General features: G+C 68.4%; 22 protein-coding genes and 1 pseudogene. 5 read left to right on the top strand and 18 right to left on the bottom strand.

Features of this window, described 5'->3' with window-relative positions; translation table 11 throughout:
* Nucleotides 1-45 precede the first annotated feature (45 nt).
* Nucleotides 46-645, bottom strand: a complete 600-nt coding sequence (locus tag AC3EO7_RS12490; RefSeq protein ID WP_431967164.1) for a YdeI/OmpD-associated family protein — start codon at nt 643-645, stop codon at nt 46-48.
* A gap of 105 nt (nt 646-750) precedes the next feature.
* Between AC3EO7_RS12490 and AC3EO7_RS12485 the strand changes: the two genes are divergently transcribed.
* Entirely contained in the window at nt 751-1,506 is a 756-nt protein-coding gene (locus AC3EO7_RS12485; protein ID WP_431967162.1) for an SDR family oxidoreductase, read from the top strand.
* Between the two features lie 35 nt (nt 1,507-1,541).
* Here AC3EO7_RS12485 and hsaB read toward each other — a convergent pair whose 3' ends face one another.
* Genes hsaB through hsaA form a run of 4 tightly spaced genes read right to left on the bottom strand, consistent with a single transcriptional unit; the run spans nt 1,542 to nt 5,115 of the window.
* Nucleotides 1,542-2,129 (bottom strand): 3-hydroxy-9,10-secoandrosta-1,3,5(10)-triene-9,17-dione monooxygenase reductase subunit, encoded by a 588-nt coding sequence (hsaB, locus tag AC3EO7_RS12480; protein WP_435591246.1) that lies wholly within the window; start codon nt 2,127-2,129, stop codon nt 1,542-1,544.
* Between the two features lie 23 nt (nt 2,130-2,152).
* Entirely contained in the window at nt 2,153-3,058 is a 906-nt protein-coding gene (gene hsaC / locus AC3EO7_RS12475) for an iron-dependent extradiol dioxygenase HsaC (protein WP_431967158.1), read from the bottom strand.
* Between the two features lie 3 nt (nt 3,059-3,061).
* On the bottom strand, nt 3,062-3,943 hold the full coding sequence (gene hsaD, locus AC3EO7_RS12470; RefSeq protein WP_435591245.1) for a 4,5:9,10-diseco-3-hydroxy-5,9,17-trioxoandrosta-1(10),2-diene-4-oate hydrolase: 882 nt from the start codon (nt 3,941-3,943) through the stop codon (nt 3,062-3,064).
* An 8-nt stretch (nt 3,944-3,951) separates the two neighbouring features.
* Nucleotides 3,952-5,115: a 3-hydroxy-9,10-secoandrosta-1,3,5(10)-triene-9,17-dione monooxygenase oxygenase subunit gene (hsaA, locus tag AC3EO7_RS12465; RefSeq protein ID WP_435591244.1), complete on the bottom strand. Its 1,164-nt coding sequence runs from the start codon at nt 5,113-5,115 to the stop codon at nt 3,952-3,954.
* Nucleotides 5,116-5,313: 198 nt separating this feature from the next.
* Between hsaA and AC3EO7_RS12460 the strand changes: the two genes are divergently transcribed.
* Nucleotides 5,314-6,528, top strand: a complete 1,215-nt coding sequence (locus AC3EO7_RS12460; protein ID WP_435591243.1) for a 3-ketosteroid-9-alpha-monooxygenase, oxygenase component — start codon at nt 5,314-5,316, stop codon at nt 6,526-6,528.
* Nucleotides 6,528-6,860, top strand: coding sequence for a hypothetical protein (locus AC3EO7_RS12455; RefSeq protein WP_431967150.1), 333 nt, complete (start codon nt 6,528-6,530; stop codon nt 6,858-6,860). Before AC3EO7_RS12460 ends, AC3EO7_RS12455 begins: the two co-directional genes overlap by 1 nt.
* Before the next feature lie 3 nt (nt 6,861-6,863).
* On the opposite strand, the gene AC3EO7_RS12450 is transcribed toward AC3EO7_RS12455, so the two are convergent.
* From AC3EO7_RS12450 to AC3EO7_RS12440, 3 genes and pseudogenes are all read right to left on the bottom strand, one after another.
* Nucleotides 6,864-7,274, bottom strand: coding sequence for a cupin domain-containing protein (locus AC3EO7_RS12450; protein WP_431967148.1), 411 nt, complete (start codon nt 7,272-7,274; stop codon nt 6,864-6,866).
* Nucleotides 7,271-7,378: pseudogene (locus AC3EO7_RS12445) on the bottom strand (winged helix-turn-helix transcriptional regulator); the annotation flags it as partial. The pseudogene AC3EO7_RS12445 and the gene AC3EO7_RS12450, both read right to left, overlap by 4 nt.
* Before the next feature lie 28 nt (nt 7,379-7,406).
* Nucleotides 7,407-8,456, bottom strand: a complete 1,050-nt coding sequence (locus AC3EO7_RS12440; RefSeq protein WP_435591242.1) for a saccharopine dehydrogenase NADP-binding domain-containing protein — start codon at nt 8,454-8,456, stop codon at nt 7,407-7,409.
* A 95-nt stretch (nt 8,457-8,551) separates the two neighbouring features.
* On the opposite strand from AC3EO7_RS12440, the gene AC3EO7_RS12435 reads away from it, so the two are divergent.
* Nucleotides 8,552-9,466 carry an AraC family transcriptional regulator gene (locus tag AC3EO7_RS12435; protein ID WP_431967144.1) on the top strand — a complete coding sequence of 305 codons (915 nt, stop codon included), beginning with the start codon at nt 8,552-8,554 and terminating at the stop codon, nt 9,464-9,466.
* A gap of 143 nt (nt 9,467-9,609) precedes the next feature.
* Nucleotides 9,610-10,167 carry a hypothetical protein gene (locus AC3EO7_RS12430; RefSeq protein ID WP_435591241.1) on the top strand — a complete coding sequence of 186 codons (558 nt, stop codon included), beginning with the start codon at nt 9,610-9,612 and terminating at the stop codon, nt 10,165-10,167.
* Nucleotides 10,168-10,253: 86 nt separating this feature from the next.
* On the opposite strand, the gene AC3EO7_RS12425 is transcribed toward AC3EO7_RS12430, so the two are convergent.
* From AC3EO7_RS12425 to AC3EO7_RS12380, 10 genes are all read right to left on the bottom strand, one after another.
* Complete coding sequence (locus AC3EO7_RS12425) at nt 10,254-10,682, bottom strand: PIN domain nuclease (protein WP_435591240.1); 429 nt, start codon at nt 10,680-10,682, stop codon at nt 10,254-10,256.
* A complete protein-coding gene (locus tag AC3EO7_RS12420; RefSeq protein ID WP_431967138.1) occupies nt 10,679-10,894 on the bottom strand; it encodes a type II toxin-antitoxin system VapB family antitoxin in 216 nt (71 codons plus the stop codon). The genes AC3EO7_RS12425 and AC3EO7_RS12420 overlap by 4 nt, the downstream gene beginning before the upstream one ends.
* 65 nt (nt 10,895-10,959) lie before the next feature.
* Nucleotides 10,960-11,712, bottom strand: a complete 753-nt coding sequence (locus tag AC3EO7_RS12415; protein WP_431967136.1) for a DUF427 domain-containing protein — start codon at nt 11,710-11,712, stop codon at nt 10,960-10,962.
* Nucleotides 11,713-11,813: 101 nt separating this feature from the next.
* Entirely contained in the window at nt 11,814-13,058 is a 1,245-nt protein-coding gene (locus AC3EO7_RS12410) for an MFS transporter (RefSeq protein ID WP_435591239.1), read from the bottom strand.
* Nucleotides 13,055-13,507, bottom strand: a complete 453-nt coding sequence (locus tag AC3EO7_RS12405) for a MarR family winged helix-turn-helix transcriptional regulator (RefSeq protein WP_435591238.1) — start codon at nt 13,505-13,507, stop codon at nt 13,055-13,057. The genes AC3EO7_RS12410 and AC3EO7_RS12405 overlap by 4 nt, the downstream gene beginning before the upstream one ends.
* A 186-nt stretch (nt 13,508-13,693) precedes the next feature.
* Nucleotides 13,694-14,749 (bottom strand): acyl-CoA dehydrogenase family protein, encoded by a 1,056-nt coding sequence (locus tag AC3EO7_RS12400; RefSeq protein ID WP_431967130.1) that lies wholly within the window; start codon nt 14,747-14,749, stop codon nt 13,694-13,696.
* A complete protein-coding gene (locus tag AC3EO7_RS12395; protein WP_431967128.1) occupies nt 14,746-15,777 on the bottom strand; it encodes an acyl-CoA dehydrogenase family protein in 1,032 nt (343 codons plus the stop codon). Before AC3EO7_RS12395 ends, AC3EO7_RS12400 begins: the two co-directional genes overlap by 4 nt.
* Before the next feature lie 223 nt (nt 15,778-16,000).
* Nucleotides 16,001-17,149 (bottom strand): acyl-CoA dehydrogenase family protein, encoded by a 1,149-nt coding sequence (locus AC3EO7_RS12390; protein WP_431967126.1) that lies wholly within the window; start codon nt 17,147-17,149, stop codon nt 16,001-16,003.
* Nucleotides 17,149-18,045, bottom strand: a complete 897-nt coding sequence (locus AC3EO7_RS12385) for an enoyl-CoA hydratase (protein WP_435591237.1) — start codon at nt 18,043-18,045, stop codon at nt 17,149-17,151. The genes AC3EO7_RS12390 and AC3EO7_RS12385 overlap by 1 nt, the downstream gene beginning before the upstream one ends.
* A complete protein-coding gene (locus AC3EO7_RS12380; protein ID WP_435591236.1) occupies nt 18,045-19,604 on the bottom strand; it encodes a FadD3 family acyl-CoA ligase in 1,560 nt (519 codons plus the stop codon). The genes AC3EO7_RS12385 and AC3EO7_RS12380 overlap by 1 nt, the downstream gene beginning before the upstream one ends.
* Nucleotides 19,605-19,622 lie beyond the last annotated feature (18 nt).

Here is a 19,622-nt window from a genome sequence, read left to right as displayed (position 1 = left end):
CGCCGTTCGCGTACGCGTCGACGCCGCCGACACACGCCGAGGGAGTCAGTCGGCGGCGCGACCGAGTTCGTCGATCGCGCGCCCGAGTCGGGCGGCGCGTTCGGCGTCGGTGCGCGCCTTCATCAACGGTAGGAACAGCGCGTACTGCTCGGACCGGCCGAGACCGTCGAACCTGGTGCGCGCCAGCGGGTTTTGCGCCAGTGCGGCCGAAAGGTCCGCGGGAACCGTCGCGCTGCGCTGGGGTTCGTAGGCGGCAGACCACCGTCCGTCGGCGCGCGCCGCGCGAACCGCCGCCCAGCCAGGATCGCGCAGGCGTCCCGCGGTGATCAACGCCTCCACCTTGCGGACATTGACCAGCGACCACGGGCTCTTCGGGCGGCGCGGGGAGTAGCGCTGGAGGTAATGGTCCGCGTCGAGACCGCGGCGGTGGCTGTCGATCCAGCCGTAGCAGAGGGCGCCGTCGAGCGCCTCGGCGATGGAGATCGCGGCGCCCGCCGTGTGCTTCTTCGCGATCTTCAGCCAGACCCCGGTCGACCGGTCGTGGTTGGCCGCGAGCCACGACTCCCACTGCGCGGAGTCGGCGAAAGCGTGGATCTCGGTGAGCTGGTTCATCGTGGTCTCCCAGGGTGCGAGGGGTGGTCTCACCTGTCGATCATCCGCTCTGAAGCGCTCACCGATTGAGCAGTTTGTTACCGAACTCGCGCGGCCGGGACCTTGTGTCGCCCCATGTTTGCGGAGTAGACGTCAGTCATGAGCAGCATTCTTGTGACCGGAGGAACCGGAGCGTTGGGCAGGCACATCGTGTCGTTGCTGCGCGAGGAGGGGCACGACGTGCGGGTCCTCTCGCGCCGCCCTGGCGCGGGCACGCACGTGGGCGACCTGCAAACGGGGGAAGGCGTGGCAGAGGCCGTGGCCGGTGTGGACGCCGTGGTGCACGCGGCCTCGGATTTCCGCAAATTCGGCGGACCCGATATCGAGCAGACCCGCAATCTCCTCGCGGCCGCGAAGGACGTCGGCCACCTGTTGTACGTCTCGATCGTCGGCATCGACCGCATCCCGTTCCGCTACTACCGGAACAAACTCGCCTGCGAGCAGGTGATCACCGAAAGCAGCGTGCCGCACACGATTCTGCGTGCGACGCAGTTCCACGAACTGATCGCCGAGATCCTGCAGCGCGTCGAAGGTCTGCCGATCGCCCCGCTGCCGTTGGACTTCCGGTTCCAGCCGGTCGCCACGGTGGACGTCGCGGCGCGCATCGCCGAACTGATCCAAGGGCCGCCGCTCGGTCGCGCCCCCGATTTCGGCGGCCCCGAGGTACTGACCATGGCGGAGCTGGCGGAGGTGTGGCGCGCCGAGCGGTCGCGCCCCCGCCGGATCGTCCGGCTTCCCTTGCCGGGCAAGGTGGCGCGAGGCTTCCGTGCGGGCGACAACACCTGCCCCGACCACGCCGACGGCGTGCAGAAGTGGGCGCAATACGCCGCCACCGTGGAGGGAACCGTCTATTAGCGCAGCCGGGGGTACGCCCTACCGCTGAACCGGCCTCACAGCCAGGTGTCCAGCGTGGTCGTGGTGAGGAAGTGGTCGAGATCGGCGCGCCACGGCGCGGGCACGGTCTTCTCCGGCTCGATGGCGGTGTACTGACCGCGATAGAACAGCAGGGGCCTGCCGGAGTCCGTGGACTCCGACAGGACCTGCACGCGGCCGATCACGATGTAGTGATCGCCGCCGTCGACGACGCTGTCCACCGTGCACTGGATCGTGGCCAGCGCGTCGTCCAGTACCGGGAGCTCCAGTTCCGATGTGTGCCACAGGGTTCCGGCGAACTTGTCGGGTTCGCGGGAGCCGAAGCGGGCACACAGCTGCTGTTGTTCCTCGGCGAGGATGTTGACGCAGAAGCGTCCTGATTTCTCGATCGCCGCCCAGGAGCGCGACGCCTTGGTGGGGCAGAACAGCACCAGCGGGGGATCGAGGGACAGGGCGGCGAACGATTGACAGGCGAAGCCGATCGGCGCCGCGTCGTCGCCGAAGGCGGTGATGACGGTGATGCCGGTGCAGAACTGCCCGAGCACATTGCGGAACTGGCGCGCATCGATCACCGGATGCGCGTCGACGGTCGGTTTCGTCTCCATCACAGGCTCGCTCACCCCGTCCGTCATTGCTGGCGCTGGCCCACCGTGAAGTCGTGGCCCCACAGGCTCACGGCGGTGGACTCCCTGGCGATCCAGTCGTGGTCGTCGACTTCCAGTCCCTCACAGCCGAATTCGACATCGAAGCCGCCCGGCGTCTTCATGTAGAAGGACAGCATCTTGTCGTTGACGTGCCTGCCGAGGGTGGCCGACATCTTGACCTTCTTGCGCAGCGCGCGATCCAGGCACAGGCCGACGTCGTCGGCGTTCTCCACCTCGAGCATCAGGTGGACGATGCCGCTCGGTGTCGGCATCGGCAGGAACGCCAGCGAGTGGTGGCGCGGATTGCAGCCGAAGAACCGCAGCCAGGCTGGTTCGCCGTCGGCGGGACGGCCGACCATCTGCGGTGGCAGCCGCATCGAGTCGCGCAGCCGGAACCCGAGCACGTCGCGGTAGAACTCCAGCGCGGCCTTGTCGTCGGAGGTGCTGAGCACCACGTGGCCGAGACCCTGCTCCTCGGTGACGAACCGGTGCCCGTACGGGCTGACCACCCGCCGGTGCTCCAGCGCGACGCCGTGGAACGCCTCGAGCACGTTGCCCGACGGGTCCTCGAAGCTGATCAGCTCGTAGACGCGCCGATCGGCCTTCTCCGCCGCGCTGCCCTCCTTGTAGGGCACGCCCGCGGCGTCCAACCGATTCCGGATGTCTTGCAGTTCTTCGGCATTGGCGGTCTCCCAGCCGGAGACCTGGAGCCGGTCCTTGTCACCGGGGACGATCACCAGCCGGGCCGGGAATTCGTCCATTCGCAGGTAGAGCGCGTCCGGGACCGAACCCTTGCCCTCCACCATGCCGAGCACCTTGAGGCCGTACTCGCGCCAGGCCGCCATATCGGTGGCCTCGATGCGCAGATAGCCGAGCGATCGAATGCCCATGATCTACTTCTCCTTGCCGGATCCGGACAGGAAGTCCGTTGCCAGCCGGTTGAATTCGTGGAACTTCTCCAACTGTGCCCAATGCCCGCAGCCGCCGAACACGTGCAGCTGCACCCGCGGAATCATCTTGGTGGCGATGATGGCGCCGTCGAGCGGGTTGACCCGGTCCTCGCGGCCCCAGATGAGCAGCACCGGCTGGCGCAGCTTGTAGGCGTCGCGCCAGAGCATCCCGAGCTCGAAATCGGGCCCGGAGAACGACTTGCCCATCGCGCGGGTCGCGGCCAGCGCCTCGGGGGTCTTGGCCGATTCGAAGCGCTCGTCGATGAGTTCTTCGGTGATCAGCTTCTGGTCGAAGACCATGATCCGCAGGAACGCTTCGAGATTCGCCCTGGTCGGCTCGAAGTTGAAGCGCGAGAGCAGTTTCACGCCCTCGGTCGGGTCCGGCGCGAAGGCGTTCAGGCTCAGCCCGCCGGGGCCCATCAGCACCAGCTTGCCCGCGCGGTCCGGGTAGTCGAGCGCGAACCGGACCGCGGCGCCGCCGCCGAGCGAATTGCCGAGGATGTGCACCCGGTCGGTGATCTGCAAGTGGTCGAGCAGATCCTTCAGCGCCGACGCGGAGTGCGCGAAGTACTGCGGATGATCGACCGGCTTGTCCGACTTGCCGAAACCGGGCTGATCCACCGCGAGCACATGGAAATTCTGCGCCAGCACGGGGATGTTCCGTGCGAAATTCGACCAGGACGACGCGCCGGGCCCGCCGCCGTGCAGCAGCACGATCGTCGGCCCGTTGCCGCTGCCCGCCTCGTGGTAGTGCAGGCGCAGATCCGGCCGGACCTGCGCGTAACGCGAGGTCGATTCGAAGGTGAGTTCAGCAGTGGTGGTCACGATGCCGCCTACACCATGCCGTCGGTGACCGGGAGCCCGAACTCGTGCGTGCCGTACATGACGTAGGCCCGCTCGGGATCGTTGGCCGCGTGCACCCGGCCCGCGTGCGCGTCGCGCCAGAAGCGCTGCAGCGGAGTGCCGTTCGCCAGCGCCGTGGCACCCGAGGCTTCGAAGAGCTTGTCGATGGAGGCGATCGCCCGTCCGGTGGCGCGCACCTGGTCGCGGCGGGCCCGCACCCGCAGGTCGAACGGAATATCCTTGCCCGCCGTCAGCAGCGCGTATTCGTCGGCGACGTTGCCGGAGAGCTGGCGCCAGGCCGCGTCGATGTCGCTGGCGGCCTCGGCGACCCTGACCTTGGTGAACGGATCGTCCTTGGCCTTCTCGCCTGCGAAGGCCGCGCGCACCCGCTTGCCCTGGTGCTCGACGTGCGCGGCGTAGGCGCCGTAGGCCATGCCGACGATCGGCGCGGAGATGGTGGTGGGATGGATGGTGCCCCACGGCATCTTGTAAACCGGATCCGGGTTCTGCTCCAGGCCGGGCGATTTCAGCTCGCTCATCGCCCGGAAGCTGAGGAACCGGTGCTTCGGCACGAAAACGTCTTCCACGACAACGGTATTGGAGCCGGTGCCGCGCAGGCCGACCACGTTCCATACGTCGTCGATGCGGTACTCGGTGCGGGGGATGAGGAAGCTGCCGAAGTCCACCGGCTTGCCGTCCTTGATGACCGGACCGCCGAGCACCGCCCAGGTGGCGTGGTCGGAGCCCGAGGACCAGGCCCACGCGCCCTTGACGATGTAGCCGCCCTCCACGACCGTGCCCGCGCCCATCGGGGCATAGGAGGAGGAGATCCGCACTTCGGTGTCCTCGCCCCACACGTCCTCTTGCGCCTGCTGGTCGAACAGCGCGAGGTGCCAGTTGTGCACGCCGACGATGCCCGCCACCCAGCCGGTGGACCCGCACGCGCTGGCGAGCTTGCGGACGGTGTCGTAGAAGACGACCGGATCGGCGGCGTATCCGCCCCACTGCTTGGGCTGTAGCAGCCGGAAGAAGCCGGTCTCTTGGAGCGCCTTGATCGATTCGTCGGGGATGCGCCGCAGGTCCTCGGCCTCCTGCGCGCGCTCACGCAGCGTCGGCAACAGCGCTTCGACCCGCTCGGTCACTTCTTGCGTCATCTCGGGACCTGCTCCTGCCTGGTCGGATTGGTAACCGGTACTCATTTGCCTCTGAGACTAGAACAGGTTCTTATTTATGTCGAGAACCGGCGTTCATCGCAGGTCGTGGATGGACATGCGCAGGAAGTGACCCGAATCGCTGGCATGGAACGCGACATTTTTGTAACGTGTTCTAGTACAGAAGGAGGAGGAATCGCGATGGCAGTTACCCCCAAAGGGAGCGGTGGCAAGCCCAGGGAGCTGGATGTCGGCTCGGCGCCTACCCGCTATGCACGGGGATGGCATTGCCTCGGCCTGGCCAAGACGTACCGGGACGGTAAGCCGCACGCGGTGAACGTGTTCGGCACCAAACTGGTGATCTGGGCCGACAGCGCGGGCGAACTGCGGGTGCTCGACGCCTACTGCAGGCACATGGGCGGCGACCTGAGCATGGGCGAGGTCAAGGGCGACGACATCGCCTGCCCGTTCCACGACTGGCGCTGGTCCGGCGTCAACGGCAAGTGCAGCTCGATCCCCTACGCGCGCCGCGTCCCCCCGCTCGCGCGCACCAGGAAGTGGACCACGCTCGAGCGCAACGGTCAGCTGTTCGTCTGGCACGACCACGAGGGCAACGAGCCGCCGCCGGAGATCACCATCCCGCACATCGAGGGTCCGTACACCGACGCGAACGGCAACCCGACCGACAAGCTCGACAGCGGGTGGACCGACTGGACGTGGAACTCGATGCTCATCGAGGGCGCCAACTGCCGCGAGATCATCGACAACGTGGTCGACATGGCCCACTTCTTCTACATCCACTTCGCGTTCCCGACGTACTTCAAGAACGTCTTCGAAGGACACATCGCCACCCAGTTCCTGGAGACCAAGGGCCGTCCCGACATCGGCATGGCCTCCAAGTACGGCGGCGACACCCTGCTGAAGTCGGAAGCCTCGTACTTCGGGCCCTCGTACATGATCAACCCGCTGGTCAACATCTACAGCGGTTACGAGGTCAAGAGCGTCCTGATCAACTGCCACTACCCGGTGACACAGGATTCCTTCGTCCTGCAGTGGGGCATCTCGCTGGAGAAGCCGAAGGGCGTCGACGGCGCGATGGCCGACAAGCTGGCCGAGAAGATGACCGAGGGCATCAGCGTCGGCTTCCTGCAGGACGTCGAGATCTGGAAGCACAAGTCCAAGGTCGAGAACCCGCTGCTGTGCGAGGAGGACGGGCCGGTCTACCAGCTGCGCCGCTGGTACGACCAGTTCTACGTCGACGTCGCCGACGTGACCGAGAAGATGACCCAGCGCTTCGAGTTCGAGGTGGACACCACCAAGGCGAACGAGGCGTGGGAGGCCGAGGTCGCGGAGAATCTGCGGCGCAAGCACGAAGCCGAAGAAGCGGCGACGAAGGAAGCCGAGGCAGGCGTCTGATGGCTGCGACCTGGGCCAAGGCGCCGGACTTCGCCGATCAGCCCGCGCGGCGGGCGGCGGTGCAGGCCCAGACCGTGGTCGACAAGCAGACCTATCTGGAGGAAGGCCTGACGCCGTTGCGGTGTCAGGCCTGCCGCAGTGAGGTGCTGGTGCGCAAATCGAGCTCGCACCAGACCTCGGTGCAGTGGACTGAGCCGCCCGAAACGCACTGCCCGGTCTTCGCCGAGCTCGCCGCGTCGGGCAGCCGTCCGGGTCGTCCCGACACCTGCCCGCAGCTGGAGAAGACCATCAAGTGGGCGGTCGACGAGGGCGTGATCGACGTTCCGAAGTAAATCTCAGTCGAGCCGGAAGTCCTCGAAGTCGAAGCCCGGCGCGACGAGGCAGCTGACCAGGACGTACTCGTCGCCGAGCGGCCGCGCCGCCTGGCTTACTCCGCCGGGGACCACGGCTTGCAACAGCTGACCGCGCTCGACATCGGGTCCGAGGACGACTTCCTCGCCACCGATGTCGAGCGCGAGTGGTCCGCCGCGGTGCCAGAGCCACAGCTCGTCCGAGCGCACCGTGTGCGGGGCCGAGCGTTCTCCCGGCATCAGCAGGAAATGGATCATCGTGGCGGCAGCTCGCGCTCCCGGATAGCCGGGTGGCGTGAATTCCACTGGGCTTCGCCATGTTTGGCGATACCAGCCCCCCTCGGGGTGCGGCGCCAGGTCGAGTGCGATGGCCAGGGCAGGCCGGTCGTCGGTCATACCCCGACTCTATGCCCGTCGCCGTGTTCGACCGCCCACGCGCAGATCGCGGCAAGCGGTTCTTCCAACGATTTCCCGAGCGCGGTGAGCGAATACTCCACGTGCTCTGGCGGAACTCGCCACGGCCTGAGGTCAGAATTCCTCTATGCGCCAGGTGATGTCGAAGCGGGCCAGGGAATCCAGGAACTCCGCGGGGTCGAACGCTTCGGCCACCGCCAGTGCGCCCGGCTTCGTCGTCCCCGCGGCAAGCCTGGTCGCGATCTCGACGGCGAGCAGCGCGGAGTCGCGGTAGGAGTCGACGCCCTCGACGACACCGCGCACCACGCGGCCGTCGGTGCCGTGGGCGTCCACGATCACCTCGTAGCGCAGGTCCGAACTCGGCGCATCCGGGATCTGCTCGATGAGCTGCTCGGTGAACGAGCCGAGGGTGGCGAGGATGTCCGCGGCCAGCACGCCCTCGACGGACGCGACTTCGGTGTGCCTCGGGATGGTGAGCACCGGTGGCTGCGGGAATTTTCCGACCGAGGTCGGCGCCGACTCGCCGGGGAAGGTCATCTCGGAATGCTTTGCGGTGGAGCCGGTCCTGAGTTCTCCGGCGGCGAAGTGCCAACCGCCGTCGCGGAACCAGTCCAGGCTGGCGAACACGGTCTTGGCGCTGCCCTTCGAGCCGTTGCCCCTGCTCTTGCTCAGGTGGCTGACGACGATCTCGGCCGGGCCGTTCACCCGGCGCGCGACGAGGTGGGCGAGCAGGTCGGCGGGCACGTTGTTGTCGGTGCTGCCGGCGACGACGGTGACGCCCGCCGCTTCCGCCGCCGTGGCGTAGTCGTCGAAGACCTTCTTCAAGAACAGCTGCTCGCCGGAGATGTCGGTGTAGTGCGCGCCCGCCGCGATGCTGGCCGCCAGCACCGGTTCGCCGTTGCGCACGTAGGCCGACAGGCTGCTGATCACGGCGTCGGCGCCGGTGAACGCGGCGACAAGGGCGGCGTGGTCGGTGAGTTCGGCGACGCGGATCTCGGCGTCCGGAAGATTCGCGGCCACGGCGGCGGCACGCAGGCGATCGGCGTTGCGGCCCACCAGGATCGGGGTGAGGCCGCGGCGGTGCAGCTCGCCGAGCAGGTAGCTGCCGGTGTGGCCGGTGGCGCCGTAGACGGCGATGGTGGGGGAGCTGGTCTGCGTTGTCATGATTCACAACTTATTGCGGCAATGTGAGCATATGAATGGCTTAGATGCTCGTACTTATATCTGAAACGCTCACTATTTGAGCGTATGGTTGTGTCGTGGACGTTCTCAGCGAGACCATCGCCGCGATTCGCACGGGCAATCCCGCCTCCGGTCTGTTCATCCGGCACGCGCCGTGGGGCCGTCGCTATCCGGTGGTGCCCGGTGCCGGATTCCACGTCGTGCTGCGCGGGTCGTGCTGGCTCGTCCCGCCCGGCGGCGAGCCGCTGGCGCTCGGCGTCGGCGACGTGCTGTTCATGCCGCGCGGCGCCGATCACGATCTGGTCGACAGTCTCGACTCGCCCGTCACCGAAACCGCGCTGCCCGGTGAGCCGCGCGAACTTCCCGGTCCCGGCGTTCGGTCCGAATTACTCTGCGGCGCCTACGAACTCGGCAGGCAGCGATCGCACCCGCTGCTCGACGAACTGCCCGAGTTCATCCATCTGCCCGCCCGCCCCGGCCGCCACCCGGCTCTGCGCGGCGCGGTGGACCTGCTCCTCGCCGAGATCGCCGAACCCCGTCAGGGCAGCGATGCCGCGGTGGCCACGCTCCTCGAGACCATGTTGCTGTTCATCCTGCGTGCCTGGTTCGACGAACAGGCCGACGCCCACACCACCGGATGGGCGGGCGCGTTCGCCGATCCGGCCGTCGCCGCCGCGCTGCGCGCCGTGCACGAGGACCCGGCCCGCCCGTGGACCGTGCCCGACCTCAGCGACATCGCGGGCGTCTCGCGCGCCACCCTGGCCCGCCGCTTCACCGCCACCATCGGCGAACCCCCGCTCTCCTACGTCACCCGCTGGCGCCTGCTCACCGCGGCCCGCCTCCTCCGCGACACCGACGCCGCCCTGCACACCATCGCCCGCAGAGTCGGCTACACCTCCGAATTCGCCTTCGCCAAAGCCTTCAAACGCGAATACGGCCAGGCCCCAGGCCAATACCGCCACACCCCGACCCAACCCCCGATCGCCGTGTGATGCCGCGGTAGCAGTTCCCCTGCATCGTGCTCGCTGTTCGGCGACGACTGCGGGCGGAAAGTGAACCCCAGTCGGGAAGTTGTCCGGCATCATGGTGTGAGCGGTGCGAATGGGTCGCCGCCCGCTCGGGGAGGGGAGATCCCATGGGCACGAATGCTCGGGACGATTCGGCGCGGCGGGTACTGGACGCCGCCTTGGCCGAATTCGTCGCGTTGCGCAACGAGCTGGACGAAATCGGACGCGGCCAGCGGACCGTTATGAATCTGAACATCACGCTCAGCACCGCGATCGCCGCGTTCGTGCTGTCGGAGCGGGGTGCGCCGCAACTGCTGCTGGCGATCCCCTACGTGTCGGTGGCCCTCGGCCTGCTCTACCAGACCTACACGATCCACGCGCAGCACATGGGCGAGTACATCAACGGTCGCCTTCGTCCGGTCATCGTCGAGAAGTCCGGGGACGAGCGTGTTTTCGGATGGGAGAACTATATCCGGGCGACTGTCTACCAGACCGGGTGGAGCCAATTCCCTATGCGTATGGCCTTCATGCTGATCATTCCGATCGTGCCATTGGTCGGCCTCATCTGGGCCGCGCCTACCCTGCGGACCGTATGGCATTGGCTCGCCTGGTCCGGCGGCGTTCTCTTGTACCTCGTGCAGTTGGTCAGCTGGGCGCGGCTGTCACGCCGGTTCCTCTGGGTTTAGCCGCTGGTTCTCCCGGGCGCCAGGGTGGTCATCGCCGAGCATCGCGGTGGCGAGGCATTCCTCAGCGGGGCTGATACCGGGCCAGGTCAGTCCAGGTCGTTGTCGCCGGTGCCGAGCCAGCGGTGGTCTTGGCCGGTGATCGCGACGATCTGGTCGAAGTCGTGGTCGCGGTGCAGGAGGGTGAGGCCGCGGAGTTCGGCGGTCGCGGCGAGGACGAGGTCGACCGGGCTTGCGCTGCGGTGCTTTCCGCGTTTGGTCAATTCGCCCTGGACTTCCCAGGCCCGCGTGTAGGCGCGGTCGTCGACCGGCTCCCAGCCGAAGAGCACGCGCATGTCGTCGATCGTGCGTTCGCGGTCGGCGTGGGAGCGGGCGGTGTAGAAGAATTCGAGTTCCACGATCGGGCAGATGGCGACGAGTCCCGCGGCGACGGCGCGCTGCCAGGCGAAGGCCTCCGGGTCTTGGCGCATGATCGGAATCAGTGCGCTCGTGTCGAGGAGGAAGCGCGCCGCGCTCACCGCCGGTAGTTCCGCTTGTTCTCGAGGATGTCCAGATCGAAAGCACCCTCCGCGACGGCGTCTTGCAGCCGGGTGAGAGCCAGTGCGCGGCGGCGGTTTTCCAGGACTTCCCGGAGAGCCGCGTTGACGGTGTCCTTCTTCGTTCCGGTGCCGAGTTCCTTGGCGACATCGGCGACGAGTTCGTCATCGAGGTCGATCACTGTCCGTGCCATGACGCACCTCCTGATATCTCCGCGTATATCGAAGATATCAGGTGATATATACGGCGTCGAGGTTTTCAGCTGAACGGGGAGCGGGGGCGTTCTTCGAGGACGCCGTCGATCCAGACATCCACCTTCTCGTTGTAGAAGCAGGCCAGGCCCGCGATCTTCTGGCTCTCTGGTAGCGGAGTGCGGTAGATCCAGGCGAAGTCGGGGTATTCCTTCTCGCCGATGCGGACGGTCCAGTAGTCGGCGGTGCCTTTGTAGGGGCACCGGGAGTGGGTGTCGGAGGGGTGCAAGAGGTCGAGGCGGACGTCGGTGAGGGGCAGATAATAGCGTGCGGGAAGGCCGGTTTCGAAGAGGATGCGCGGGGTGTGGGAGTCCGCGACGACGACGCCGCCGATCTCTATCCGGATGTGCCGCGAACTGCCGAGGATGTCGATGCGCGAGTACGGATCGCGCGCGTGGACGTACACCGGCTCGTCCTCTTCGAACCATTCGTCCATGGCGTCCCAGTCCAGCCGCACCAGTTCGTTCAGTTCCGGTAGCGGGGAATCGTGGTAGCGCAGGGCGCCGCCGGCCGCGGTGACGCCGTCGACGATCACGTCGTACACCATGGCCTCGCCACGGCTCGGGGAGTGGGTGGTCTCGCCGTTCGGCTCGAGTTTGGCGCGCAGATCGGCGACGGGAAGGTAGTAGGTGGGGTAGTAGGGGATCTCCCACACCAGCACCGGGCGGTCCGTATCGGCCACCAGGTGCCCGCCGAGATACACCCGGACGCGCTTCTGGCTGGTCGCGATCTTGACGCGGCCTCGCTGCTCTTCGGTCATATTCTCGACGGTACGCCGACCAGGTGACAGGTTCCGGGGCGTCGGATCGCGAAACGCCCACGGGCCCCGCCGGAACAGCGGGGCCCGTGAGGTATCGGAATTCAGTCGCCGACGGTGATCGCCTGCGCCTCCTCCACCGAGTGCGGCGCGGGATCGTGGTCGTCGATGTGGGCGAGCGCGGCGCGCCCGACGACGAGGACGAGGACGGCCGCCGCGGTGCAGGCCGCGCCCACCCAGAACGGCAGCGCGATGCTGTGCTCCCCGAGCTTGCCCGCCAGCCACGGCGCTGCGGCGCCGCCCGCGAACCGGACGAAGCTGTAGGCCGCCGAGGCGGTGGACCGCTCCACCGGCGCGGAGATCATCACGGCCTCGGTGATCAGGGTGTTGTTCACGCCGAGGAACAGGCCAGCGAGCACGGTGCCGACGATCAGCACCGTCTTGTTCTCCGCGAACAGCGCCATCACCGCCAGGTCCGCCGCGAACAGTCCGAGCGCGAGAGCCATCATCGGCAGCGTCCCGAAGCGGCGTTGCAGACCGGGCGCGAGGAAGACCGAGGCCAGCGCGAGCAGAATGCCCCAGCCGCAGAAGATGAACCCGATCGCGTAGGTGCCCATGTCCAGCGGGAAAGGGGTGTAGGCGAGCAGGGTGAAGAAGCCGAAGTTGTAGAGCAGCGCGGTGATGCTGACGGTGAGCAGGCCGCGGTGGCGCAGCGCCTGGAACGGCGCGGCGAGCGACGTGCGGTGCGCGGGCTTCGGGCCCTCGGGCAGCAGGACGACGAGGCAGACGAACGCGATGGCCATCAGCACCGAGACGCCGAAGAACGGGCCGCGCCAGCTGATTCCGCCGAGCACGCCGCCGACCAGCGGGCCGGTCGCGATGCCGATGCCGAGCGCCGCCTCGTACAGGATGATGGCGCGTGCGACGCCGCCGCTGGCCGCGCCGACGATGGTGGCCAGCGCGGTGGCGATGAACAGCGCGTTGCCGAGGCCCCAGCCCGCGCGGAAGCCGACGATCTGCGCGACAGTGTCGGACATGCCCGCCAGCGCGGCGAACACCACGATGATGGCCAAGCCCGCCAGCAGTGTCTTCTTCGCGCCGAACCGGCTGGAGACCACGCCGGTCGTCAGCATCGCCACGCCCGTCACCAGCATGTAGCTGGTGAACAGCAGCGACACCTGCGACGGTGAGGCGTGCAGCTGTTCGCCGATCGGCTCGAGGATCGGGTCGACCAGGCCGATGCCCATGAAGGCGATGACGCTGGCGAAGGCGACCGCCCAGACCGCTTTGGGCTGTTTGGTCGACGCTGGCGCGCCGGTGGCGGCGCCGGTGTCCACTAGGGTGTTCATCGGTTTTCCCTCGACGGATAGTGCTGGGGCGCACTCTTTTTCAGCGCTTCCAGCAGTTCGTTCAGATCGGTTTCCATTCGCGCGAGTCGTTCGACGTCGAATTCGGCGAGCCGGGAGGCCATGGCCGTGCCGTAGGCGGCGCGCGCCTGTGCCAGTCGCTCGCGTCCGGCCGGGGTCAGGTCGACGACGACCGCCCTCGAGTCCTCGGGGTCCTTGGTCCTTGTCGCGAATCCGTCCTCGACGAGCCTGCCGAGCAGCGCCGTTGCCGCCGGTTGGGAGCATCGGTCGATCCTGGCGAATTCGCTGACCCGCACCGCGCCACGCTCGTCGAGAACGGCAAGGGCCCGCAGGACGGCGCGCGGCAGATCGTCGTCGCCGATCACCCCGGCCAGCCGGGTCAGCCTGCCCGCGGTGACGAGAAGATCGACCACGATGTCTGAAGTCGTCACGGGAGCATGCTGCACGGAAATATTATTACATAAGCTAACTATCTATTTCCCGTGAGATAGCCCACCGTCGCCGACACACCGGTCTCGCGCGGGTTTCGTACACGGACAGTGCCTGTGCGAACCGATGTGAGCAGCCACTGGGAATGACAAAGGCCCCGGCGGACAGCCGGGGCCTTCGGGATTGGTTCAGTTGCTGTGGGTGAGGGGGCGGTGGGGCGTGCCGAAGAGCTGGGCGTCGCCGTGCGCGCGTTTGAAGAACAGGTGCGCGTCGTGCTCCCAGGTGATGGCGATGCCGCCGTGCAATTGCACGGTCTCGGACACGATCTCGGTGAGCGCCTCCGAGCACTGCACCCGCGCGACCCACACGTCCTCGGCGGCCGATGGCAGGTCGGCGGCCACCGCGGCGGTGGCGGCGTAGGACGCGGACTTGGCCGACTCCAGCAGCACGTACATATCGGCCATCCGGTGCTTGAGCGCCTGGAAACTGCCGATCACTCGCCCGAACTGCACCCGGGACTTGGTGTATTCGACCGTCGTCTCCAGGCACTGCTCCGCCGCGCCGACCTGCTCGGCGGCCACTGCGGCCCACCCGATCTCGCGCAGCCGCGCCGCGACGGCATCCGGATCGTTCGTGCCGAGCTTGTGTGCGACCACACCGTCGAAGCCGATCTCGGTGAGCTTGCGCGTCGGGTCCATGGTCGCGACCGGACGCCGGGTAATGCCCGCCGCGGTGGCCTCGACCTCGAACAACCCGGTCGGCGTGAGCACGATCAGCGTGTCCGCGTGCGCGCCGTCGAGCACGTAATGCGCCGTGCCGGAAAGAGACTCGCCCTCGGCGTGGACGCCAGGCGTATCCCAGCCGGTCGCGTTCGCCCAGCAGACCGCCAGCGTGGTCGTGCCTTCCGCGACGCCGGGCAGCAACCGGGCGCAGGCTTCCTCGTCACCGGAGAGCAGCACGGCCTGCGCGCCGAGCACGGCCGAACCGAGCATCGGCACACCCGCCAGCGTCCGGCCCAATTCGCCCACCACGAGCAGGGATTCGACGAGCGACGCGCCGAAGCCGCCGTACTCCTCCGGCACGGCCAGCGCCGCGACGCCGATCTGCTCGCAGAGCAGCCGCCAGAGTTTCGGGTCATAGCCCAGTTCGGTGTCCATCGCGGCGCGCACCGCGTCGCGTCCCGCGTGCTTGGTGAGCAGCGCGCGTACCGAGGCGGCGAATTCCTGGTGTTCGGCGGCGGTCATGCGGTGCCTCGCAGCGCACGGTCGCGGACGGCCTCGTCGCGCAGGGCGCGGGCGATCCTGGCGCGGTGCAGATCCGGCGCTCCCCACGCGGCGCGCAGCGCGGTGACCTTGGTCAGCCACAGCGACAGGTCGTACTCGGCGGTGTAGCCGATCGCCCCGTGCACCTGCAACGCGGCGCGCGCGGCGGTGTGCGCGGCGTCGCCGCAGGCCAGTATCGCGGCGGACACGTCACGGCTGCGGGTCGGCTCGCCCATGGTGAGCGCGGCGCGGTAGAGCAGCGGCTCGGCCAGGTCGAGCGCGATGAGCACATCGGCGAGCTTCTGCTTCACGGCCTGGAATTCGCCGATCGGCTTGCCGAACTGCTTGCGCTGCTTGGCGTATTCGGTCGCCGCGTGCAGCAGCGCCCGGCCCGCGCCGAGCAGCTGGGCGGCGGCGGCGAGCGCGCCGGTGTCGAACGCGACCGCGCCCGCCTCCAGCACCCGGTCGTCGGTGGCGACGAGCTCGGCGGCCGTCACCGCGAACAACTTCCGCGCGGGGTCGACCGAGCGGATCGCCGCGCCGCGCTCACCGAGGAACACCTGCCCGCCGTCGACGAGCAGCGTCACATCGGCGGCGTCGGCGTCGAGCGCGACCGGATCGAGTCCAGGGGTGGCGAAGGCGACCGTGCCGAGCGCGGTGCCCTCGGCGAGCCCGGGCAGCCAGCGCTCGGCCGCGTCGGATTTCGGAAGCGACTGGAGCAGAACGGGAATCGCGGCGGCGGTCTCGACCAACGGTCCCGGCGCGGCGGACCGGCCGATCTCCACGAACGCGACCACGAGGTCGATCGGATCGGCGCCGACACCGCCGTACGCCTCGTCGACCGCGAGGCCGAGCACGCCCGCGCCCGCTAGCTGCCCGATCAGCGCGCGGCCTGGCCGCGAATCGCCGCTCGCCCAGGCGCGCACCGCGGTCGGCGTGCGCCCGGCGTCCAGCAGCTTGCGCAGGCTTGCGGCGAAATCGGTCTGTTCCGGACTCAGCGCGAATCTCATCGGCCGTTCCTGTGTTCGATGGCGCCGCCTTCGGCGGCGCGTCGTGGCCCTCGGGTGGCTCGGCGTTCGGCCACCGCCGCTTGCTCCTTCGTCGCGTACGCGGCGGCAGCCGAACGCCGAGCCGGGCCACGAACGGCGATGCTCGGTCTCGCTTCGCTCGAAACCAAACGTTGGGCGTACCCGCGGTGTCGCAATGCGAGGGATGTCACCTGCATGATCATGCTCATTTCTCCCGCCGGGCTTCGCGGGGTAGGCCGAGGATGCGCTCGGCGATGATGTTGCGCTGGATCTCGTTGGTGCCCGCGTAGATCGGGCCGGACAGCGAGAACAGGTAGCCGTCGGTCCACGGTCCGGACCGCTCGGCCGCCGGGCCGAGCACGTCGAGCGCGGTCTCGTGCATGGCGATGTCGAGTTCGGACCAGAACACCTTGGTGATCGAGGATTCCGCGCCGAGCTTGCCGCCCTCGTTCAACCGGGTGACGGTGCCGAAGGTGTGCAAGCGGTAGGCCTCGCTGCGGATCCACGCGTCGACCACGGCATCGCGCTGGGCGGTGTTGGTGCGATCGCCGCTGTCCAGCCACAGGTCGGCGAGCCGTCGCGCGGTCGCGGTGAACCGGCCGGGACTGCGCAGCGAGAGACCGCGTTCGTTGCTCGAGGTGCTCATGGCCACCCGCCAGCCCTCGCCGGGCGCGCCGATCACGTCGCGGTCCGGCACGAAGACGTCGTCGAGGAAGATCTCGGCGAAGCCGGGCTCACCGTCCAGCTGCGGGATCGGCCGCACCGAGACGCCGTCGGCGGTGAGCGGGAACATCACGTACGTGAGGCCCTTGTGCCGCTCCGCCTCGGGATCGCTGCGGAACAGGCCGAAGGCCCAGTCCGCGAACGCCGCTCGCGAGCTCCACGTCTTCTGGCCGCTCAGCAGCCAGCCGCCCTCGGTGCGGCGCGCCGTCGACCGGATGCCCGCCAGGTCGCTGCCCGCCTCGGGCTCCGACCAGGCCTGCGCCCAGATGTCGTCGCCGCGCGCCATCCGCGGCATGATGCGGTCGAGCTGCTCGGCGGTGCCGTGCTCGAACAACGTCGGCGCCAGCAGGAAGATGCCGTTCTGGCTGACCCGCCCCGGCGCACCTGCGGCGTAGTACTCCTCCTCGAACAGCACCCACTCCAGCAGCGAGGCGTCGCGCCCGCCGTACTCCTGCGGCCAGGAGACCACCGAAAGCCGCGCGTCGGCCAGGGTGCGCTCCCAGTCGCGGTGCGCCTCGAACCCGGCCTTCGTGTCCATCGAAGGCAGCGGCGCCGAGGGTTTCGCGGCGGCCAGGAATTCGCGGACCTCCCGCTGGAATTCCTGGGTCGCCTGGTCCAGATCCAGATCCACTACGTCGTCCCGTTCTGTTCGGCCGTGCTCGCACTGGCCTTCATCGTCTTGGCGTTCATGCCGCCCAGTGAGTCCGCGCCGACCTCGGCGTTGTGCGCGTGCGCGAAGTGGTGCAGCCCGAAGACCGAGTCCATGCCGGTGCGCATGCCCATCAGGTCCTCGGCCTGGTTGACCGCCTTCTTGGTGAGCGCGAGGCCGAAACGCGGCATGGCGGAGATCTTCTCGGCCAGCGCCATGGTCTCGGCCTCCAGTTCGGCGCGCGGGACCACCCGGTTGACCATGCCCCACTCCTTGGCCTGCGCCGCGCCGAAGCGATCGCCGGTGAAGAGGAACTCCTTGGCCGCGCGCGGGCCCATCACCCACGGGTGCGCGAAGTACTCGACGCCGGGAATGCCCATGCGCACCACGGGATCGGAGAAGAACGCGTCGTCGGAGGCGACGATCAGATCGCACACCCACGCCAGCATCAGCCCGCCCGCGATGCAGGCGCCCTGCACCATGGCGATGGTCGGCTTGGGGATCTCCCGCCAGCGACGGCACATGCCGAGGTACACCTCGGACTCCCTGGCGAACCGCTGGTCGCCGCCTTGCTTGTCGACGTGGTCCCACCACAGGACGGCCTTGTTGTCGTAGCGCACGTGGTGGTCGCGGCCCGGTGTGCCGATGTCGTGCCCGGCGCTGAAGTGTTTGCCGTTGCCCGCCAACACGATCACGCCGACCTCGTCGTCCTCGACGGCGCGTTGGAAGGCGGCGTCGAGCGCGTAGGTCATCACCGAGTTCTGCGCGTTGCGGTAGTCGGGCCGGTTCATCGTGACGATCGCGACCCGGCCGCGGCGCTCGTAGGTGACGACCTCGCCTTCGTCCGGCACGGCGCCGTTCTCCGGTTGGTCTGACATTACGACTTCTCCTCACGTAGTTGACGCTTGAGCACTTTCCCGGCGGCGCTGTAGGGCAGCTGGTCGCGGAATTCGACGAAGCGCGGCACCTTGAAGTTGGCCAGCACGGTGGTGGCGTGAGCGAGCACCTGGTCCTCGGTGAGCGACGAGCCCGACTTGCGCACCACGTAGGCCTTGCCCACCTCGCCCATCCTGGTATCGGGCACGCCGACGACCGCCGACTCGGCCACGCCGTCGAGCCGGGCGAGCGCCTGCTCGATCTCGGCCGGATAGACGTTGAAGCCGCCGGAGATGTACATGTCCTTGAGCCGGTCGGTGATCCTGAGGTATCCGCGTTCGTCGAGCGTGCCGATGTCGCCGGTGTGCAGCCAGCCCTCGGCATCGATGGTCTCGGCGGTGCTCTGCGGATCGTCGAGGTAGCCGAGCATGACGTTCGAGCCGCGCAGCAGTACCTCGCCCGCCTCGCTGAGCTTCAGCTCGAAGCCCGCGATGGGCCTGCCGCAGGTGTTGGCTACGGTCTCGGCGTCGTCGTCGGCGCGGCACATGGTGCCGAACCCGGCCGCCTCCGACAGGCCGTAACCGGTGATGACGACGGCGAATTCGAGCTCGGACCGCATCCGCTCGACCAGCACCACCGGCACCGTCGCGGCGCCGGTGACGGCCACCCGCAGCGTGCTCAGGTCGTAGGAGCCGCGGTCGGGGAAGTCCAGGATGGTCTGGTAGATCGTCGGCGGGCCGGGTAGCACGGTGATCTTCTCCCGGCCGACCAGCCGCATCGTCTGCGGCACGTCGAAGGTGGCCTGCGGGATGATCGCCGCGCCGGTGACCAGGCAGGCGAGGATGCCTGCCTTGTAGCCGAAGTTGTGGAAGAACGGGCTGACGACGAGGTAGCGGTCGTCGCTGTGCAAGGTGGTGCACTCGGCCCAGGCGCGCACCACCGACAGCGCCTGCCGGTGCGCGACGAGCGTGCCCTTGCTGCGGCCGGTGGTGCCCGAGGTGAACAGGATGTCGGAGATGTCCTCGGCGTCGACGGCGGCGGCGCGCTTCTCGGCGTCCTCGACCGGGACGGTCTCGGTGATCACCGCGAGATCCGACCAGTTCAGCACGCTCGGATCGGTGCTCGTCGTCTCGCCGCCCGGTTCGACGGGGATCACCACGATCGTCGGAATCGCCAATTCCGGCGCGGCGGCGCGCAGTTCGGCCAGCCGGTCGCGGCCGAGGAAGGCGCCCGCGATGAACAGCGCCTTCGCGTCGACTCTCGACAGCACGTCCGCGGCCTCGTCGGCGACGTAGCGGGTGTTCAGCGGTACCAGCGCCGCGCCGGCGTAGTGCGCGGCCAGCGCGGCGACCACCCAGTGGTGGGTGTTCGGCGCCCACATGGCCACCCGGTCGCCGGACTGCACGCCGCGGGCGATCAGCGCACGCGCCGTCTGCTGGACCACGGCCAGCAGCTGGGTCCAGTCGAGACGGACGTCGCCGTCGGCGAGCGCCGGGGCGGCACCGAACGTCCGAGCGGCATCGTGCAGGGCCATCGGTGTCGTTTGTGCAGGGGTTGTCACGGGCGTTCCTCACCGTTC

The sequence above is a fragment of the Nocardia sp. bgisy118 genome (genome assembly GCF_057708605.1).
This window is presented reverse-complemented; position numbering and strand designations above follow the sequence as displayed.